This is a genomic window from Pseudorhodobacter antarcticus, assembly GCF_900110135.1.
Lineage (GTDB): Bacteria > Pseudomonadota > Alphaproteobacteria > Rhodobacterales > Rhodobacteraceae > Pseudorhodobacter > Pseudorhodobacter antarcticus.
The window spans coordinates 1-12,744 of record NZ_FOCO01000041.1 but is presented as its reverse complement, the minus strand read 5'-3'; the positions used below and the strand labels follow the sequence as shown (position 1 = coordinate 12,744).

At 61.4% G+C, this 12,744-nt stretch carries 17 protein-coding genes, 1 pseudogene and 1 riboswitch; of the genes and pseudogenes, 9 read left to right on the top strand and 9 right to left on the bottom strand.

Features of this window, described 5'->3' with window-relative positions; all coding sequences use genetic code 11:
* Positions 1–2: 2 nt before the first annotated feature.
* From BMY36_RS15510 to hisI, 3 genes are read right to left on the bottom strand one after another with little or no spacing between them, the layout of a single operon-like run.
* Entirely contained in the window at positions 3–767 is a 765-nt protein-coding gene (locus BMY36_RS15510; RefSeq protein WP_050519413.1) for an ABC transporter ATP-binding protein, read from the bottom strand.
* The gene (locus BMY36_RS15505) at positions 764–1,159 is read right to left on the bottom strand and encodes a DUF1636 family protein (protein ID WP_050519414.1); all 396 of its coding nucleotides are present in this window, start codon (positions 1,157–1,159) and stop codon (positions 764–766) included. The genes BMY36_RS15510 and BMY36_RS15505 overlap by 4 nt, the downstream gene beginning before the upstream one ends.
* Positions 1,159–1,617 (bottom strand): phosphoribosyl-AMP cyclohydrolase, encoded by a 459-nt coding sequence (hisI, locus tag BMY36_RS15500; protein WP_050519415.1) that lies wholly within the window; start codon positions 1,615–1,617, stop codon positions 1,159–1,161. Before hisI ends, BMY36_RS15505 begins: the two co-directional genes overlap by 1 nt.
* Before the next feature lie 93 nt (positions 1,618–1,710).
* On the opposite strand from hisI, the gene BMY36_RS15495 reads away from it, so the two are divergent.
* The 4 genes and pseudogenes from BMY36_RS15495 to BMY36_RS20570 all read left to right on the top strand — a co-directional run.
* Entirely contained in the window at positions 1,711–2,859 is a 1,149-nt protein-coding gene (locus BMY36_RS15495; RefSeq protein WP_244888683.1) for a CobW family GTP-binding protein, read from the top strand.
* A gap of 45 nt (positions 2,860–2,904) precedes the next feature.
* Positions 2,905–4,116 carry a GTP-binding protein gene (locus tag BMY36_RS15490; RefSeq protein ID WP_050519420.1) on the top strand — a complete coding sequence of 404 codons (1,212 nt, stop codon included), beginning with the start codon at positions 2,905–2,907 and terminating at the stop codon, positions 4,114–4,116.
* Positions 4,113–4,367, top strand: a complete 255-nt coding sequence (locus BMY36_RS15485) for a DUF6525 family protein (protein ID WP_050519416.1) — start codon at positions 4,113–4,115, stop codon at positions 4,365–4,367. Before BMY36_RS15490 ends, BMY36_RS15485 begins: the two co-directional genes overlap by 4 nt.
* Before the next feature lie 71 nt (positions 4,368–4,438).
* Positions 4,439–4,679: pseudogene (locus tag BMY36_RS20570) on the top strand (transposase); the annotation flags it as partial.
* A gap of 326 nt (positions 4,680–5,005) precedes the next feature.
* On the opposite strand, the gene BMY36_RS15475 reads toward BMY36_RS20570, so the two are convergent.
* The 4 genes from BMY36_RS15475 to thiM are packed head-to-tail and all read right to left on the bottom strand — an operon-like array spanning position 5,006 to position 7,966.
* Positions 5,006–5,770, bottom strand: coding sequence for a 3-oxoacyl-ACP reductase (locus tag BMY36_RS15475; RefSeq protein WP_050519417.1), 765 nt, complete (start codon positions 5,768–5,770; stop codon positions 5,006–5,008).
* Positions 5,767–6,573, bottom strand: coding sequence for a bifunctional hydroxymethylpyrimidine kinase/phosphomethylpyrimidine kinase (thiD, locus tag BMY36_RS15470; protein ID WP_050519421.1), 807 nt, complete (start codon positions 6,571–6,573; stop codon positions 5,767–5,769). The genes BMY36_RS15475 and thiD overlap by 4 nt, the downstream gene beginning before the upstream one ends.
* Positions 6,570–7,181, bottom strand: a complete 612-nt coding sequence (gene thiE / locus BMY36_RS15465; RefSeq protein ID WP_050519418.1) for a thiamine phosphate synthase — start codon at positions 7,179–7,181, stop codon at positions 6,570–6,572. The genes thiD and thiE overlap by 4 nt, the downstream gene beginning before the upstream one ends.
* Positions 7,178–7,966, bottom strand: a complete 789-nt coding sequence (gene thiM / locus BMY36_RS15460; RefSeq protein WP_050519419.1) for a hydroxyethylthiazole kinase — start codon at positions 7,964–7,966, stop codon at positions 7,178–7,180. The genes thiE and thiM overlap by 4 nt, the downstream gene beginning before the upstream one ends.
* Positions 7,967–8,030: 64 nt before the next feature.
* A riboswitch (TPP riboswitch) is annotated at positions 8,031–8,125 on the bottom strand.
* 180 nt (positions 8,126–8,305) lie between these two features.
* Between thiM and BMY36_RS15455 the strand changes: the two genes are divergently transcribed.
* A complete protein-coding gene (locus BMY36_RS15455) occupies positions 8,306–9,211 on the top strand; it encodes a DMT family transporter (protein WP_074818866.1) in 906 nt (301 codons plus the stop codon).
* Between the two features lie 51 nt (positions 9,212–9,262).
* Here the strand turns inward: BMY36_RS15455 and BMY36_RS15450 are convergent, their stop codons facing one another.
* Positions 9,263–9,601, bottom strand: a complete 339-nt coding sequence (locus BMY36_RS15450; RefSeq protein ID WP_050519423.1) for a hypothetical protein — start codon at positions 9,599–9,601, stop codon at positions 9,263–9,265.
* A gap of 199 nt (positions 9,602–9,800) precedes the next feature.
* Here BMY36_RS15450 and BMY36_RS15445 point away from each other — a divergent pair, with 199 nt between their 5' ends.
* The gene (locus tag BMY36_RS15445; protein WP_050519424.1) at positions 9,801–10,013 is read left to right on the top strand and encodes a DUF2805 domain-containing protein; all 213 of its coding nucleotides are present in this window, start codon (positions 9,801–9,803) and stop codon (positions 10,011–10,013) included.
* The gene (locus BMY36_RS15440) at positions 10,010–10,447 is read left to right on the top strand and encodes a pyridoxamine 5'-phosphate oxidase family protein (protein ID WP_231579700.1); all 438 of its coding nucleotides are present in this window, start codon (positions 10,010–10,012) and stop codon (positions 10,445–10,447) included. Before BMY36_RS15445 ends, BMY36_RS15440 begins: the two co-directional genes overlap by 4 nt.
* Positions 10,448–10,621: 174 nt before the next feature.
* On the opposite strand, the gene BMY36_RS15435 is transcribed toward BMY36_RS15440, so the two are convergent.
* On the bottom strand, positions 10,622–10,867 hold the full coding sequence (locus tag BMY36_RS15435) for a dihydroneopterin aldolase (protein ID WP_231579701.1): 246 nt from the start codon (positions 10,865–10,867) through the stop codon (positions 10,622–10,624).
* Positions 10,868–10,957: 90 nt separating this feature from the next.
* Here BMY36_RS15435 and BMY36_RS15430 point away from each other — a divergent pair, with 90 nt between their 5' ends.
* Both BMY36_RS15430 and BMY36_RS15425 read left to right on the top strand, forming a co-directional pair.
* A complete protein-coding gene (locus BMY36_RS15430; RefSeq protein ID WP_336469881.1) occupies positions 10,958–11,956 on the top strand; it encodes an efflux RND transporter permease subunit in 999 nt (332 codons plus the stop codon).
* Between the two features lie 9 nt (positions 11,957–11,965).
* Positions 11,966–12,744, top strand: a 779-nt coding sequence (locus BMY36_RS15425) for an ABC transporter six-transmembrane domain-containing protein (RefSeq protein ID WP_074818818.1), incomplete at its 3' end; no start/stop codon positions are given.

Sequence of the window (12,744 nt, the reverse complement as noted above, 5' to 3'; positions counted from 1 at the left end):
TATTAGAGATGAAAGGAAAATCGGGGGGTTGGCCCGCTGCGATCAACGCGGGCATGGACGGCAAAGGTGGCCGCGATGGTATGGGGTGTCAGGACTTTCGCGGGCGGGCCGTGGGCGACAAGGCGGCCCCGGTGCAAGAGCAGCAGGGTGTCAGCAATTTCGGCGGCCAGAGTCAGATCGTGCAGGGTCAGCACAACCGTCAACCCAAGCCCGCGCAGCAGGGCCAACACTTCAAGCTGGTGGCGGATGTCGAGGTGGTTCGTCGGCTCGTCCAGCACCAGCAACTCTGGTTCCTGTGCCAATGCGCGGGCGATCATCACGCGCTGCCGCTCTCCGCCCGACAGCGTGCCAAAAGGGCTGGCGGCAAAGCGGGTCAGGTCCATCCGGTGAAGGGCTGCGGCGATGATTTCGGCGTCGCGTGCGCCAGATGCGGCAAACCCTTGGCGGTGCGGCGTGCGGCCCAGCCCGACCATCTCACGCACATCAAGCGCGAAATCGGTCGGCTGTTCCTGCAGCACCGCTGCCACACGCCGGGCGGCTGCACGCGCAGGCAGCGCCCATAAATCATCGCCACCCAACGTGACCCGGCCCGCGTCCGGGCGCAGATAGCGGTAGAGCATCCGCAAAAGGGTTGATTTGCCCGCGCCATTCGCCCCGCAGATGGCAAGGATCTGTCCCTGCGGCACCGTAAAGCCGACATCCGACAGGATGGGCGGCGCACCGCGCGGGGTCCAGGTCAGGCCATCGGCGACCAGATGAGGCGTCATGCCGTCACCCCGCTCGCAGGCCCTGCCGGTATCCGCGCGAGGGCAGCATGCGCCATTTTCCCAGGTCGCTCGGTGGACCGGGACCAGCCATCCGGAAGCGCGTGATAGAGCTGCGCGAAGGCCAGCAGATCAGCTAGGTCTTCCGGTAAAAGGTCGCCAAATAGCCATGCCGCCTTGCCTGCGGATTGAAAGCCGACCGTGCAGGGGTGCGCGCAGCCCGCCATGCAGTTGATCCCCGATACGGTGAACCCGTCGGGTAGGTCTCCCTTTGTGGCAGCCTCCGCCAGCAAGGCCAACAGCGCCACGCCCCGCAGTTCGTCCGTTTCGCGATTGCGGCAAGCGGTGCAGACATGGATATGATGCGCGCCCTCGGGCGAGGGGTGGCCCACCATCACAATACCGTCGGGTTCGGCGCATCGCCGTAGACCACCAACGGATCGAACACCTTATCTGCTTCGACAAAGCTCAACGCGCCATCCGCCCCGACCGCCCGATAAAAGCACGACCGATACCCGACATGGCATGACGCGTCGCCCGCCACCTCGACCCGCAACCAGATCGCGTCTTGGTCGTCGTCAACGCGCACCTCAACCACGCGCTGCACAAGGCCCGAGGTCGCGCCTTTGCGCCACAGGCACTGCCGCGACCTGCTCCAATAATGCGCATCGCCGGTGTCAAGCGTCAGGCGCAGCGCTTCTGTTGTCATCACGCCCATCATCAGGACCTCACCCGTGGTCGCATCAGTCGTGACCACGGCGATATGGCCTGCGGCATCAAAGCGGGGGGCAAGGTCTGTGCCTTCCTCAACCAGAAGAACGCTGGTTCTGTCAGCAAATTTTGGGGTCGACATGGGCGGGGTCCTTGACTAAGCCGGGCAGGGCTGATGTAATGTGATAACATAACACAAGTGGAAAATTGCGTGCGTCCTCCTGCTCCCATCCCCGTGACCCTGCTCACCGGCTTTCTCGGCTCAGGCAAAACAACGCTTCTCAACCACTTGATCCGCGATCCTGGCATGGGGCGGGTGGCGGTCATCATCAACGAATTCGGCGACATCGGTCTGGATCACGACCTGATCGAGGAGGCGACCGAAGAGATGGTGCTGCTGCAATCGGGCTGCCTCTGCTGCACCATCCGGGGCGATCTGGTGGCCGCGATGCTGGCATTGCTACGCCGCCGTGACGCGGGCGAGGTGGCATTTGACCGGGTGGTGATTGAAACCACCGGCATGGCCGATCCCGGCCCGATCCTGCACACGCTGCTGATCGAGCGGCAGTTGGCCGAGGCCTATCAGATGGACGGCGTGGTCACGACCGCCTGCGCGGCAACCGGGCCGGCAAGCCTTGATGCGCAGTTCGAGGCGGTTAACCAAGTTGCACTTGCCGACCGGATCGTGCTGACCAAGACCGATCTTGTCACGGCGGCAGAACGGCAGGCGTTCGAGGACCGGCTGGCCGCGATCAACCCCGGCGCGCCGCGCCTCAAGGCCGCGCATGGCCGCGTTAATCCTGGCGTTTTGTTCGGTATCAGCGGGCTGCGCGCGGGGGCCGACATCGACCAAACGATAGGGTGGGTGAACGCGGCGGCTTATCCGGCGCAGCCGAAAGTCCCGCCACCATTCACGGCCCCCACCAGCGCCCCGACCTACGGCCTGTTCGCGTCCCCCACGCCCGATCCACTGGCCAGCCTGTCATTGGGGTTCTTGCAACCCAAAGCTCCCGCGGCATTCAACCCGCATGACAGCCGCATCACATCAGTCTCGATCACGCTGGACGACCCAATCCCGGCCAATCTGTTCGACATGTGGCTTGATACCCTGATCGCGATACGCGGCCCGGATATTTTGCGGATGAAAGGCATCGTGCATGTGGAGGGCATCCCCCATCCCTTTGCCTTTCACGGCGTGCAACACATCTTTCACCCGCCCGTCAGCCTGCCGCATTGGCCCACAGGCGACCGCACCAGCCGGATCGTCGTGATCGGGCGCGACATTCCGCGTGATATACTGGCCGACAGCCTTGCCGTGCTGCTCACCCGCCCCGCGTCCCTTGGCCCGCAGGTCCAGACCATCACCGCCGACATGCCCTTTTGACCCCAGATTCAAGACAGGTTCCCTATGCAAACCCCCAACTCTCCTATTGGCGATACCCGCCTTCCCGTCACTGTCCTGTCCGGCTTTCTGGGCGCTGGCAAAACCACCCTTTTGAATCGCGTCTTGAACAACCGCGAGGGGCGGCGCGTTGCCGTCATTGTCAACGACATGTCTGAGGTGAACATTGACGCCGACCTAATCCGCGCTGAAACCGAACTGAGCCGCACCGAGGAAACGCTGGTTGAGATGACCAATGGTTGCATCTGCTGCACCCTGCGCGACGACCTGCTGGTCGAGGTGCGCCGTCTGGCCGCCGAGGGGCGGTTTGACTATCTACTCATCGAATCCACCGGGATTGCAGAGCCGCTTCCCGTTGCCGCCACTTTCGATTTCCGAGATGAGAATGGCGACAGCCTTGCCGATGTGGCCCGCATCGACACGATGGTCACGGTCGTTGATGCGGTGAACCTGCTGCGCGATTACGCCAGCCATGATTTCCTGTCGGACCGTGGTGAGGTGACGGGGGAGGGTGACACGCGCACGCTGGTGCATCTGCTGACTGACCAGATTGAATTTGCCGATGTGGTGATCCTGAACAAGGTCGCCGATGCCGGGCCGGAACGCACGGATGCCGCCCGAAAAATCATCCGCGCCCTGAACGCCGATGCGCGGATCATTGAGGCGAACCATTCCGATGTGCCCGCGGGTGAAATCCTGAACACCGGCTTGTTCGACTTCGACCGCGCACACGAGCATCCGATGTGGGCCAAGGAGCTTTATGGCGTCGCCGATCACAAGCCGGAAACTGAGGAATACGGGGTGCAATCCTTTGTCTACCGCGCCCGCGCGCCCTTCGATCCGCAGAAAATCCATGACGCGCTGAACGGTGATCTGCCCGGTGTCATCTGCGCCAAGGGGCATTTCTGGATCGCCACGCGACCCGACTGGGTGGCGGAATTTTCGCTCGCGGGGGCGCTGTCATCGGTCAAACCTTTGGGCACTTGGTGGGCGTCCGTCCCAAAAGAGCGCTGGCCCGATCATGACGGGATGCGCGATTACATGGCGCAGAACTGGTCCGAACCTTGGGGCGACAGACGGCAGGAGATCGTGTTCATCGGCGCAGGCATTGGCTGGCCCGTGCTAAAAGCCCGGCTGGACGCGTGCCTGACCGCCGCCAGCGACCCGAGCGATCTGGCGCGCCGAGCCGATTTGCCAGATCCTTTCCCGGGCTGGCGGCGGGTGGAGAGCGCCGCATGAACCGCAATCTTGGCAAAACCAGCCTGCGGCGCAAAAAGCGCGAGGGCAATCCGATGCACAGCTACGATGCTTTGCCCGCCCCCCTGCGGCACTGGTTGTCGCAGGCCGCTTTGCCTTGGTCCCCGGCGTCGGCACAGCGGGTTTGGGCAAAGGCCAGCGCAAAGGGGCTGGGAGCGCAAGATGCCTTACAAGCCTTGTCGCGCGCCGAAAACCGCACCCTTGCCCGCGACCGATACGCCCTGAAACTTTAGCCTTTTAACCGGCTCTGTTGCATAAATCGTCAGGGATTCCCTGCGTGACTCCAAGGTGTTAGTCGGGTGGGATGAGCAAACCCACACCCCCAACCTACCGCACGACGAACTGGCGCGCATACAATTCCGCCCTGAAGCAGCGTGGTTCGCTGCAGATCCGTTGCCCGGCAACGCATGCGTGCATGCGTGAGAGGGTGGTTTGATCCTGAGACGGTCTGGCTAGCCGGGCCCAACGAAAAGCGGGGCCGTCCGGCCACTTTCACCGACGCGGCGATCCAAGCGTGCCTAACTTTGAAGGCATTGTTCGGGCTTCCATCGCCGCGATGCAGGGCGGCTGCTCGCCTATGAACTTCAGCTACTGCGGACGGGATAACTTCCGGCGGAATACAACCGAGCCACCTGCTCCAGCGCCGTGCGCATGAAACACGTTCTTGACCAAACCTCGGCCGATGATGCCAGCCTATTTCATAGACGCTTCCTAGTGGTGTTTCAACCCGCGCTACCTTGGCACATTCGGTGCCGCCGGGGGAGTTCACCCCATTGCTTACTCTTCGCAGGCAAGGCGACCGCACATGGGGCACCTAAGTATGTGGTGTCGCAGTGCCAAGGCCGATCTTCTGAAACCCTGCTATGTTCTTTTATCCGAACACCAGGCCACCATCGACGATCAGGTTTTGCCCCGTCACGGCCCGCGCCCAAGGCGATGCAAAAAACAAAACCGCATCGGCCATGTCTTCGGGGGTGGTGACCCGTCCCAGCGGTGTTTGTGCGGCGATGATGTCGAACACCTCATCGGGGGTGGCGGCACTGGCATCTGTGGTTCGCAGCAGACCACCAGACACCATGTTTACCGTGATCCCCATCGGCCCCAGCTCCTTGGCCGCTGTGCGCGTAAAGGCCAGAAGTGCGCCCTTGGCAGCAGTGTAGTCGTGATAGGGCACGACGGGATTTTGCATCAGGTTGGTGCCGATCGTGATGACCCGACCGTAACTCTGTGCCGCGCAGTGGGCTTGCATTGCGGTAAGGCAGTTCAGCGCACCACCCACCGATGTTTCCGTCTGCCGCGCGATATCGGCCCAACTCAGGCGGTCCAGATGTGTCCGCGCATCGCCGTTAAATGCGAAATCCGCTAGTGCGTTGTGAACCAGCACATCCGGGGCGCCAAGGCGTTCGGTGATCTGATCCACCATCGCCTTGACCTGTTCTGGGCGTGTCACGTCCGCCTTGAACGCGGCAGCACGCGGGCCAAGCTCGGTGGCGAGTGCTTCGGCGGCCGCCTTGCTGTTGCGGTAGTTAATGGCGACCCGTCCGCCTTCGCGGTGAAAGGCGCGGGCGATGGCGGCCCCAAGGCCGCGGCCTGCGCCGGTGACAAGAACGGTTTGATCAGAGATTGGGCGCGTCATGGAGTATTTCCTTTGAATAGAGCATGAAAGTGGTGGGTCGGGCCATGGCCCATCCCGACCGTTAGGGCATCTGCGGTCGCGATGGCGCGGGCGGCATAGGCCTTGGCGTGCGCTGCGGCCTCAGGCAGGGTCAGTCCAAGGCCCAGATGTGTCGCCAGCGCCGAGGACAGTGTGCAGCCTGTGCCATGGGTCTTGCGGGTTGCGACGCGAACGCCGGGCAGCCACACCAGTCCTTCCGCACTGGCCAGAAGGTCCGGGCAATCGTCCCCTCCCAGATGGCCGCCCTTGAGCAGTACCGCGCGTGGACCAAGCGCCAGCAGCGCGTGCGCTTGGTCTTCCATGTCGTTGCGGGTCATAGCCTCGGGTAGGTCCAGTAGGTCGGCGGCCTCGGGCAGGTTCGGGGTGACAACAGTTGCCATCGGCAACGCTGCGCGCAAGGCGGCAACCGCTGCGGTCTGCAACAGCCGATCCCCGCCTTTGGCAACCATCACCGGATCGAGGACAACGGGTGCGCCAAGGCCGGACAGCCCTTTGACGACTGCGCCGATGATCCCGGCATCACCCAGCATCCCAATCTTAACCGCATCCACCCGAATATCGGCGCGGATCGCGGCAATCTGTGCCGCCACGAAATCTGGTGCAATCATCTGCACGCCAGTCACGCCTTGAGTGTTCTGCGCCGTCAGTGCGGTGATCACGGCCATGGCATAGCCGCCATTGGCCGAGATCGACTTGATATCGGCCTGTATGCCTGCGCCACCTGATGGGTCAGACCCAGCGATCGACAGAATATTGGGGATCATGCCATCCCCCATTCTGCCAGCAATGCACGGGTTGCAGCCTCTGGGTCTGGCGCGCGGGTCACAGCGCTGACCACGGCCATGCCCAAGGCCCCCGTGCCGCGCACGGCCCTTGCGTCGCAGGGCTTCAGGCCGCCAATGGCAAAGGCGGGCAGGGCAGTGGCCGCAACGATCTGTGCCAGCCCGTCAAAGCCGATCGGGGTGGCATGGTCGGGCTTGGTCGGCGTGGCCCGCACCGGACCTGCGCCGATATAATCCACACCCGGCGGGATCAGGCGGGCCTGCGCCACCGTCTCAACGGACAGGCCAAGGATCATGGCGGGGGGCATCCGCTGATGGATTGCCGCGGCATCGCCATCACCCTGACCGATGTGCAGCCCATGCGCGCCGGTTGCCAGCGCAACCTCGACCCGGTCATTCACGATAAGCATCGTGCCAAAGGCAGCCATTTCCGGCAACAGAAGCCGGATGAGCGCCGCCAGATCGTCGTCAGACGCGGTCTTGTCGCGCAGTTGCACCCATGCCGCCCCGCCCCGCGCCGCCGCGCGCGCCTGCTCGGCGACGGGAAGGGCGGCGCCGGGGTCGGTGATCACATAAATTGGCCCCCTCATGCGCGGCTGACCTTTGCGCCTGCGGTCACGTCCTGTGGTGTCAGGGCATCAAGTGCGTCCAGAAACGCCACCTGAAAACTGCCGGGGCCACTGGCCGCTTGCGCCGCGCGCTGACCAGCCAGCCCGAAATAGGCCAGTGCGGCCACAGTCGCGGGCAGGGCGGGTTGGCCCACCAGAAATGCGGCGATCAGACCGTTCAGTGAACAGCCCAAGGCCGTCACGCGCGGCATCAGCGCATCGCCATTCGCCACACGAAAGCTCTGCACCCCATCGGTGACATAATCCACCGGGCCAGAGACCGCGACCACCGCACCGCAGCGGGCCGCAAGATCGCGCGCGCTGGCCTCGGCGGCAGCTACCGGGTCGGCACTGTCCGCACCGCGCCCAGCACCACCAAGCCCTGCCAGCGCCAAAATCTCGGACGCATTGCCCCGAATGACCGTGGGCCGCAGGGCCATCAGTCGCGCGCAGACATCTTGTCGAAACTGCGTGGCCCCCACACCGACCGGGTCCAGCACCCATGGCCGACCGCCAGCCGCCATCGTCTGTGCTGCCATCTCCATCGCTTCGGCCCAAGCTGCATCCAGCGTGCCGATGTTCACGCTCAGCGCTTGTGCGAGGCCCGCAAACTCCACCACTTCTTCGCGGGCATGCACCATGGCGGGCGACGCCCCCGCCGCCAAAGCCACGTTGGCGGCGATATTCATGGCCACATAATTGGTAATTTGGTGCACAAGAGGCGCAGTCGCCCGCATTTTGGCAAGGTTGGTTCCGGTGTCTTCCATAATGCTCCCTCGCTGCGCGCAAGGGGCCGGTGGCAGGCCCGGTGTGGCCATCACTGGCCGAAAGGGGCACATACCGCAGACTCCCTACGCCAGCATGATCTGGTTCAGGTTCAAAGGGTGCTTCTCAGCCCGGATCCCCGGACGCCCCCGTCGCGAATGTCAAAAAATGCGATTTCAAGGTCCGCGTCAAGCAGGTTATGGATGGTATGTCGGGTTTCGGTCGTGCCACGTCGGGGCTTTGAGGCTGCATGTTGGAAAAACCGGTTCAAGGGTTGAGCCGGAGGCGCAAGCTGCTTCGACGGGGTTTAGCGACGTGATATTGCCTTAAGGGAAAAAGACATGAACAAAGCCTTCCTTGCCTCCGTGATTGTGCTTTGCGTTGGTGTTTTCTGGGGCGTGTACTGGATGCCTGTACGCGCAATCGCAGCACTTGGGCTGGATGGCGCTTGGGGTACGGGCGCGATCACCCTCGCGGCGATGCTCTTCCTGCTGCCGTTCGTTGCGGGAAAGACGCATCTGTTTCGGGACACTGGATTGGTTGGGGTGGTGTCGATTGCGCTGGGCGGTGCCGCCTTCGCGCTGTATTCCATCGGTTTTCTCTATGGCAAAGTGGCGCTTGTCGTCCTTTTGTGGTTTTTCAGCCCGGTCTGGAGCGTGCTGATCGCCAAATTCGTTCTGCGATGGCAAGTTCCCATACTGCGGTTGATCGCAATTGGCGTGGGGCTTGCCGGATTGTTCGTCATGCTCGGTGGTGAGGGTAGCGTGCCGGTTCCGCGCAGTCTGGGCGAATGGATGGCCTTCGTCGGTGGGCTGGTCTGGGCGGCTGCCACCGCAGGAATACGCCTGAAGTCCCGCGTGCCCCCGCTGCCTGCGGCGTTCATCTTCGCCTCTGGCGCGACGCTGACCTCCTTGGCATTTGCCCCGTTTCTTGAACCCCTGCCCACAATCGCTGGAGAAGATGCGGTTTGGGTCGGGATCACGGTGCTCGCCACGGGTGGGCTATGGTGGGGGCTGTCGATTGCCGGCCTGATGTGGGCCACTATTCGGCTTGACCCGGCTCGGGTGGGTATCCTTCTGATGCCCGAGGTGATTTTCGGTGCGCTGACTGCGGCGATCTTTGCCGGGGAAACTCTGTCTGCCAGCGAGATGATAGGCGGCGGGTTGGTTATTCTATGCGGGGTTCTTGAGGTTTGGCCGACGAAAGCGAATGCCGGGCATCCGCGAGCGACAAAGAACGCGCCATAAGCGGCGATGAACCTTGATCGCTGCCCAAGGATCAGGCCGTCGCAGAGCGCGTCATAAAGGGGGCAGCCTTAGCTTGCAGCGCCACGTAAGCGATTTCTGGTTCAGCGCCGTGAGGTCAATCTGGTCTGCGATGATCTGTTCGCACAGATGAACTGCAGCCAAGGCTTGTGTTTGACTGAGGTGCTTGTAGGCAGGCCGGGCGATGTGGTCATACCAGACCCCTTCGCAGATCGTATCCAGCACAATGCGCTGAAAACAATGGTCGTTCCGGACGGGCCAGTGACGCTTTTCGCCACGCGCGAGCTTAGGCATGACCGTGCGCGTCAGATGAACGTAGCGCGCAACCGGATTGTCGGGGGGCGTTTGTGGGAAGTCGAAATCCTGTTGCATCTGGTCCTCCCCCCGACAAGCTGTCTGTCCGTTGCCGTCACGCAGATGTAGCGCCTGCTTGGTGCCGCGACCACAATCAGCGGCGGAAACTGAAACTTACCCAACCCTGTGGTAATCTAGCGCGTTGCAACCAAAACGTTTGTCTGCGGCGCCCCAGCGATCCCTTGACTTGCCGCACCACCGGCGCACCTCGAAGCTTATGAAACACCCCGTGCTCGACCCTGCAACCCTTGGCGAAATCATCGAGATGGCGTTGAGCGATCACGACAGTTTCGCTGCAATTGAAAGCCTCCACGGACTCGGCCCTGACGCGGTGAAAACCCTGATGCGGAAAAATCTAAAAATTATCAGCTACCGTGCGTGGCGCAGGCGGGTCCGGGCATTCTCTGACCGGCGCGAGGTGTATAAATGACCCCGGATCTGCATCCTTGGGCGGCTGATCTATACGACCTCTACGCGCAGGTCTGGACGCGGCTGGTGCGTGGTGTGCGCGACCGGCGCGCCCCGATGCGGCATCCGACCTTGGCGACGGTCACGCCAGATGGCAAGCCGCAGGCCAGAACGGTGGTTCTTCGCGCGGCGGACAAAACCACGGGGACACTGGACATTCACACCGATCTGCAATCGTCCAAAGTGGCGGATTTGCGCGCCACGCCATTTGCCGTGCTGCATGTATGGGACACAGGCGCGCACCTGCAGATGCGGTTGGAGGCCACGGTGACGATCCTGACTGGCCCTGATGTCGCGGCACTATGGGCTGGGGTTCCAGACGCGTCGCGCCAGTCCTATGGCAGCCTGCCCGCACCGGGGCAACCGATCCAACAGGCGCTTGACTATGCAAAGTAGCCCGACGCGGAAAGCTTCGCTATCCTTCGGATGACCGTGCAAACCATTGATGCCTTGCATCTTTGGGCCCACCATCGCCGCGCCCGGTTTGATCGTGATGCGGACTGGGCCGGGACATGGCTTGCGCCTTGATGTGGCTGACGCAAGAACCGTCCGGCGTAAAGAACGGGCTGATCAAACCGCCGCAGGGCGCAGCGCCGTCAGTGCTTCGGCATCCAAGATTAGCCGCACGCCGAGACTGCCTGACCCGGCCAAAACGGGCCGCTTGCGCAGGCAGATATCCAGCGCCCTGATTGCGGGATAAGAGGCGCAGGCATGAACGATGCGTGTCATCAACCGCTCTTGCGTTTCATAAGGACACGCGCGCGACAAAGCATCGATCTGGTGGATCAGCGGATCATAGTCGAAAACAAACGCCATGCTGTTGAATTTCGTCTCAGATTGACCCACTTTTCCATTTGGCGCTGACCCGTCTGAAATTTGTTAATCTCATGAAAAGTCGGCGGAAATATTGAAACCAGCGGGTCACGGTGTTACGGAAAACCGGGGCAAATTCTCGCAGAAATCAACACCGAAACGCTTGCTAGTCAGATCGGGTATGCGTTTGGCGGCGCAGAAGTGCAGCGTATTCGCCGCGATAGTTCAGAAATACGAGTGCTGGTCCAGAACGCCCGCCCTGCGCGCAATACGGTTGACGATTTACTGCAAACTCGACTGCGCAGCGATACCGGGGCTTGGGTGCCGCTAACAACCGTGGCCGAAGTGAATGGCGGCTATGTCGCAGGTATGAAACACCGCTTGAACGGTCAAACTGTTAACACCGTGGCCGCCGCCATTGACCGCTCGGTTGTGTCCCCGGTGGAGGTTGCCCAGGCCGTGACAGAGCAAATGGTGCCGCTTCTTGCACAGAAATACCCATCCGTTCAGGTGTCCTTTGGGGGTGAACTAGAAGAGATGGGAGAAATCCAGGGTGGGCTTTTGCGGGCGTTGTTGTTGGCCACCGTGCTTATATACGTGCTTATGGCGGTGCCGCTGAAATCCTATTCGCAGCCCTTCATTATTCTTGCGATCATACCATTCGGGTTCGTCGGGGCCGCGATTGGGCATCTGATCATGGGGCTGCCTTTATCGCTGTTTTCGTTCTTTGGCATGCTCGCGCTGACCGGTGTGGTGGTGAATGACAGTCTGGTGCTAATCACCCGCTACAACCAAAATCGCACGTCAGGAATGGACGTGATCGCAGCGCTGCACGAGGCTGGCATCGGACGGTTTAGGGCGATTTTCCTGACCACTGCGACCACAGTTATTGGCCTTCTTCCTCTGTTGACTGAAACGTCTGAGCAGGCGCAATACCTTATCCCAGCAGCCGCATCTCTGGCATTCGGTGAGATTTTTGGGACAGCCCTGATGCTCATCCTAGTTCCGGTCTTAATCGCCATTGGTGATGATATTCACACTGCGGTGTTTCCCGGCGACGTTGCGGCTACAGCCCAAAATTCAGAGGTCTAGGATATCGTGATGTTGAACAATGGCCCCCTGACTGTTCTGGCGCTTTTGCGGGCGTTCCGCTGGCGCATTTCATTTACTTGGTTGCTGATCCTTATTGAGGTTGCTCTTACTGCACTTGTTCCGCTTTTCATCGGTTTTGCGATCGACGGGCTATTGGCCAATGATACGGATGCGCTGTTCCAGTTGATGGCTGTTCTAGCAGTGCTGATTGTAGTCAGCGTGATCCGTCGTGCCTATGATACGCGTGTTTTCGGCACTGTACGTGTTGAAATGGGGAAAACCCAAGCTGCGCGCGCGACGAACCTGCCTGTGTCGACGTTGAATGCTCGGCTGGGGATGGGACGCGAGTTGGCAGATTTTCTTGAGGCCGACTTGCCGTTGGCGATGACATCACTTGTCCAAGTCATCATATCGGTCATCGTCCTATATATATTTGATCCCGTGTTGGCGCTGGCAGGGGCGAGCGCGGTGGCGACGATGTTGGCAATATACAGTCTGTCGCATGATCGTTTTTATAGGCTCAATGGCCAGCTTAATCAGCAGACCGAGCGGCAGGTTGGCATTCTTGAGACACGCAAATCACAAAGCCTATCAACCCATCTGACGCGGTTGCGCCGTATCGAAGTGCGGATATCTGATACGGAATCCATCGTTTACGGTGCGATATTTGTCGTTCTCCTTGGATTGGTGGTCTTCAACCTTTGGTATGCGACTGCCAATTTGACGATCACATCGGGTACGATCTTTTCGATCGTCACCTATTCATGGGAACTTGTTGACGGGGCTCT

Bases quoted from the DNA above. Each gene is read 5' to 3' on its own strand.
- BMY36_RS15455 (WP_074818866.1), top strand. From the start codon at position 8,306: ATGAACAAAGCCTTCCTTGCCTCCGTGATTGTGCTTTGCGTTGGTGTT.
- BMY36_RS15510 (WP_050519413.1), bottom strand. From the start codon at position 767: ATGACGCCTCATCTGGTCGCCGATGGCCTGACCTGGACCCCGCGCGGT.
- BMY36_RS15440 (WP_231579700.1), top strand. From the start codon at position 10,010: ATGACCCCGGATCTGCATCCTTGGGCGGCTGATCTATACGACCTCTAC.
- BMY36_RS15505 (WP_050519414.1), bottom strand. From the start codon at position 1,159: ATGGTGGGCCACCCCTCGCCCGAGGGCGCGCATCATATCCATGTCTGC.
- BMY36_RS15450 (WP_050519423.1), bottom strand. From the start codon at position 9,601: ATGCAACAGGATTTCGACTTCCCACAAACGCCCCCCGACAATCCGGTT.
- BMY36_RS15485 (WP_050519416.1), top strand. From the start codon at position 4,113: ATGAACCGCAATCTTGGCAAAACCAGCCTGCGGCGCAAAAAGCGCGAG.
- thiD (WP_050519421.1), bottom strand. From the start codon at position 6,573: ATGATCCCCAATATTCTGTCGATCGCTGGGTCTGACCCATCAGGTGGC.
- hisI (WP_050519415.1), bottom strand. From the start codon at position 1,617: ATGTCGACCCCAAAATTTGCTGACAGAACCAGCGTTCTTCTGGTTGAG.
- thiE (WP_050519418.1), bottom strand. From the start codon at position 7,181: ATGAGGGGGCCAATTTATGTGATCACCGACCCCGGCGCCGCCCTTCCC.
- BMY36_RS15435 (WP_231579701.1), bottom strand. From the start codon at position 10,867: ATGGCGTTTGTTTTCGACTATGATCCGCTGATCCACCAGATCGATGCT.
- BMY36_RS15445 (WP_050519424.1), top strand. From the start codon at position 9,801: ATGAAACACCCCGTGCTCGACCCTGCAACCCTTGGCGAAATCATCGAG.
- thiM (WP_050519419.1), bottom strand. From the start codon at position 7,966: ATGGAAGACACCGGAACCAACCTTGCCAAAATGCGGGCGACTGCGCCT.
- BMY36_RS15475 (WP_050519417.1), bottom strand. From the start codon at position 5,770: ATGACGCGCCCAATCTCTGATCAAACCGTTCTTGTCACCGGCGCAGGC.